This window comes from Pseudomonas sp. 05T35, assembly GCF_056396605.1.
Map to the genome: position 1 here is coordinate 1 of NZ_JBFTLU010000439.1, position 3,727 is coordinate 3,727.

2 protein-coding genes are annotated in these 3,727 nt (G+C 60.3%); one reads left to right on the plus strand and one right to left on the minus strand.

The window, feature by feature from the left end; genetic code table 11:
• Positions 1-2,031 (minus strand): fatty acid cis/trans isomerase (locus AC1DH9_RS24735; protein ID WP_477808955.1); only part of this gene is annotated, 2,031 nt, incomplete at its 3' end.
• A 155-nt stretch (positions 2,032-2,186) separates the two neighbouring features.
• Between AC1DH9_RS24735 and AC1DH9_RS24740 the strand changes: the two genes are divergently transcribed.
• On the plus strand, positions 2,187-3,727 hold a 1,541-nt coding region (locus tag AC1DH9_RS24740; RefSeq protein WP_477808956.1), incomplete at its 3' end, for a homocysteine S-methyltransferase family protein.

Below are 3,727 nucleotides of genomic sequence, written 5' to 3' on the forward strand. Positions count from 1 at the left end.
GTCCAGCCCCGGTTGATAGCGCAACGCCTCGCCCAGCAGGAACGCCACGTTGCTGTGGGCACGGTTGCGCAGCAGGCTGTACACCTCGCGCTTGCCGCTACGACTTTCTATACGCAGCATCGTCGCTTCCGGCAACTGATCGATTACCTTGAGCCCGGCCGCCGGGCGTGCGGTCAGTCGACTCAACGCCTGCTCGGCATTCTGCAAGGCCGGATCGATATTGGGCCGTGAGCAATAAGCGCCATCGCAGCGATTGATCGGATCAGGACTGGCGTTCAGGTCACCATAACGCACCAGCAATTGCTGGACGAAATCGCGCTTCGGGTCTTTCTCGTCGAGTTTCAGCGCAGTCGGCTTATCGTTGTCGATGCTTTCGTAATCCAGCCACATCTTGAATTTGCCGCTGCTCTGATACCAGTCGTCCAGATACCCGTCACGCGAATCGGCCGGCATCAGGCGCAGGAAGTTCTGCTCGGCGCCGTTACGGATCAAGTCGAAATACAGCCGGGTCTGCGCCTGATGGGAAACGTTGCCGAACACGTCGAAGTTGACCGCCAATTGATAATAGGTGCGCTCCAGCAACGGGAAGTCGAACAACCACATGGTCTGTGGCACTTCACCGATCAGGCCCTTGTTCACCGAGGCACTGTCAAAGTGCCGGAAGATGCTCAACAAGGCGTTGTCATTACCGGCCCACAAGGTCGACCAACTCGGCGCGTGTGCCTTGGCGTAGGTGTCACGGCGCAAGGCTTCGTACTCGTTGCGCTTGTCGCGGTAGGCATGCCACAGGCTCAACACGCTGCCGACATCGTCATTCTGGCCAGGCATGGCCAGCAATGGCGTGGCCTTGCCGCGATAACTCGGATCGGTGATGTACAGGTCATGCTCCGGCGCCTGGAAGAACGCCCAGAAGTTGTCGCGGATTACGTCGGTGGCGATCTGCCCACGACAGACCGGGCCGCGAATGAAGGTGCGCACGAAGTATTCGGCGTTATCGAGCATGAACTGATAACGCGCCTGGGCCGGAATCGCCTGGAAGGTCTCGAACGGATTGGCCCGACGTTCCGGGCCATAACCCGGCAAGGCGTGGACCTGCCAGTTGCCGTTGTAGAACAGGGTTTTGATCCGGGCCATTTTCGCCGGGCTCAGCGGATAGGTGATGTGCGTCTTGTGCACAATCACCCCTTGCACCGGCCACAGGCGGTAATACACCTGGGTGCCCGGATCGTCGTTCGGGCGACGGCTGTTGATCAGGTCGATCGGCTGGCCCGTCGGTGTGCGCGAACGCACCCACTGGAAGAAGTGCCCCGGCTCGCCGTCCTTGAAGTAGATATGCGCCAGAAACCAGTGCTCGAACAACCAGCGTGCCACTAGACTTTCACGGGCGCCCGGGGCGTTGAGCAGGCTTTCCCACTGCACCACCTGCAAGGCTTCCCTGGCGCTCGGGACCAGGCCCTGCTGGTCGATTGGCGCACCGGAGGCCAGCCAGCGTTGCAGCGTCTGGTACTGCTGATCGGTCAGCCCGGTCACCGCCAGCGGCATGCCTTCTTTCGGATGGGCGCCGGCGTAGGCCTCGAACTCGCCCGGCATCGGGCACATGTTCTCGCGCTCGAGCCCAAGCACAATCTCTTCCGGCAACTTGGCGTTAGGTTGCAGCGGCGTCCGGTGGCCGAGTTCAAGCATGCGTGCCATCAGCGCAGCCTGGCTGCCCTGGGCATCGAGTACCGAGTAGAAGTCCTTGCGTTGCCAGGCGGCTTTGCCAAAGGCGTCATAAAACAGCCGTGTCGGCTCCGACGCCTTGCTGCGCTCGCCGGCGTAGACCGGAATCTTGTTCGCGCCCCGCACCGCGCCTTCGCCACTGCCCAGATTGAGCTGACAGGCGGCGTCATAGCAGGCATGGCAGGCCACGCATTTTTCAGTGAAGATCGGCTGAACGTCGCGGGTGTATGAGATCGCCGGCGCCGTGCCTTGTGCTGTGGCGGCACTGCTTATAAGCAGCACAAAGAGGCTGATGAAAACGCGATACGACATATCCCTGGTCCCGATCATGAAAAAACGTCGCGATTCTACCGTCCTGGCCCGTTCATCAACATGAGCGATATTCATGCAAAAGCAGCTCATGCTCTAATTGCACACAGGTTTGCTATTATTCCGACCCTTCGTAATGGCCTTACCAGGTAGTCCTAATGTCCGATCGCAGTGCTCGCCTACACGTCCTCAAGCAAGCCCTCAAAGAGCGCATCCTGATTCTCGATGGCGGCATGGGCACAATGATCCAGAGCTTCAAGCTCGAGGAGCAGGACTACCGTGGCAAACGCTTTGCCGACTGGCCAAGCGACGTCAAGGGTAACAACGACTTGCTGGTACTGAGCCGCCCGGACGTGATCGGGGCGATCGAGAAGCAATACCTGGATGCCGGCGCCGACATTCTGGAAACCAACACCTTCAACGCCACCCAGGTATCCCAGGCCGACTACGGCATGCAGGGCCTGGCGTACGAGTTAAACGTAGAAGGTGCGCGCCTTGCACGCAAGGTGGCGGACGCCAAGACCCTCGAAACCCCGGACAAGCCACGGTTTGTCGCCGGTGTCCTCGGCCCGACCAGCCGCACCTGCTCGCTGTCGCCGGACGTGAACAACCCCGGCTACCGCAACGTGACCTTCGATGAGCTGGTGGAGAACTACACCGAGGCTACCAAAGGCCTGATCGAAGGCGGCGCCGACCTGATCCTGATCGAAACCATTTTCGACACCCTGAACGCCAAAGCCGCGATCTTCGCCGTGCAGGGCGTGTTCGAAGAAGTCGGTTTCGAATTGCCGATCATGATTTCCGGGACCATCACCGATGCCTCCGGCCGCACCCTGTCCGGCCAGACCACCGAAGCCTTCTGGAACTCCATTGCCCACGCCAAGCCGATTTCCGTCGGCCTGAACTGCGCCCTTGGCGCCCGTGAACTGCGTCCGTACCTGGAAGAACTGTCGAACAAGGCCAGCACTTACGTGTCGGCGCACCCGAACGCCGGCCTGCCGAACGAATTCGGTGAATACGATGAGCTGCCGGTGGAAACCGCCAAGGTCATCGAAGAATTCGCCCAAAGCGGTTTTCTGAACATCGTCGGCGGCTGCTGCGGTACCACGCCGGGGCACATCGAAGCCATCGCCAAAGCGGTCGCCGGTTACGCGCCACGGCAGATTCCGGACATCCCCAAGGCCTGCCGCCTGTCGGGCCTGGAGCCGTTCACCATCGATCGCAGCTCGTTGTTCGTCAACGTCGGCGAGCGGACCAACATCACCGGTTCCGCCAAGTTCGCCCGCTTGATCCGTGAAGACAACTACACCGAAGCGCTGGAAGTCGCCCTGCAACAGGTCGAAGCCGGTGCGCAGGTGATTGACATCAACATGGACGAAGGCATGCTCGATTCGAAGAAGGCCATGGTGACCTTCCTCAATCTGATCGCTGGCGAGCCGGACATCTCCCGCGTGCCGATCATGATCGATTCGTCGAAATGGGAAGTGATCGAAGCCGGCCTCAAGTGCATCCAGGGCAAGGGCATCGTCAACTCCATCAGCATGAAGGAAGGCGTCGAGCAGTTCATTCACCACGCCAAACTGTGCAAACGCTATGGCGCTGCCGTGGTGGTGATGGCCTTCGACGAAGCCGGCCAGGCCGACACCGAAGCGCGCAAGAAGGAGATCTGCAAACGCTCCTACGACATTCTGGTCAACGA